Raw genomic sequence first — 898 nt, 5'->3', positions numbered from 1 at the left:
ACCACCATGCTGGGTTACATCGCGGCGCGCACCGAGCGGCTGATCCTGTCCACCGCGACCACCCTGATCACCACCAACGACCCGGTGAAGATCGCCGAGGACTACGCCATGCTCCAGCACCTGGCCGACGGCCGCCTGGACCTGATGCTGGGCCGCGGCAACACCGGCCCGGTCTACCCCTGGTTCGGCCAGGACATCCGCAACGGCATCGCCCTGGCCATCGAGAACTACGCCCTGCTGCACCAGCTGTGGCGCCACGACGTCGTCGACTGGCAGGGCCGCTTCCGCACCCCCCTGCAAGGCTTCACCGCCACCCCCCGCCCGCTGCACGGCATGCCGCCCTTCGTCTGGCACGGCTCCATCCGCAGCCCAGAGATCGCCGAACAGGCCGCCTACTACGGCGACGGCTTCTTCGCCAACCACATCTTCTGGCCCAAAGAGCACACCCAGCAGATGGTCGAGCTGTACCGGCAGCGCTTCGCCCACTACGGCCACGGCAGCCCCGAGCAAGCCATCGTCGGCCTGGGCGGGCAGGTGTTCCTGCGCACGAACTCCCAAGACGCCATCCGCGAGTTCCGCCCCTACTTCGACAACGCCCCGGTCTACGGCCACGGCCCGGCCCTGGAGGACTTCATGGCCCAGACCCCGCTGACCGTGGGCAGCCCGCAACAGGTCATCGAGCGCACCTTGGGCTTCCGCGAGTACGTGGGTGACTACCAGCGCCAGCTGTTCCTCATCGACCACGCCGGCCTGCCCCTGAAGACCGTGCTGGAGCAGCTCGACATCCTCGGCGAGCAGGTCATCCCGGTGCTGCGCAAGGAATTCGCCGCGCTCAAGCCCGCCCACGTGCCCGACGCGCCCACCCACGCCGCCCGGGTCGCCGCGGCGGGCGGCGCCG

General features: G+C 69.7%; 1 protein-coding gene. It reads left to right on the top strand.

From position 1 onward, the window contains the following. Positions 1–898: CE1758 family FMN-dependent luciferase-like monooxygenase (locus Pta02_RS40805; protein ID WP_203880416.1), on the top strand; the 898-nt coding region annotated here is incomplete at both ends.

It is taken from the genome of Paraplanobispora takensis (assembly GCF_016863195.1).
Lineage (GTDB): Bacteria > Actinomycetota > Actinomycetes > Streptosporangiales > Streptosporangiaceae > Planobispora > Planobispora takensis.
Note: the sequence above shows the minus strand (reverse complement) of the source record. Positions and strands in the feature narration are given on the sequence as shown.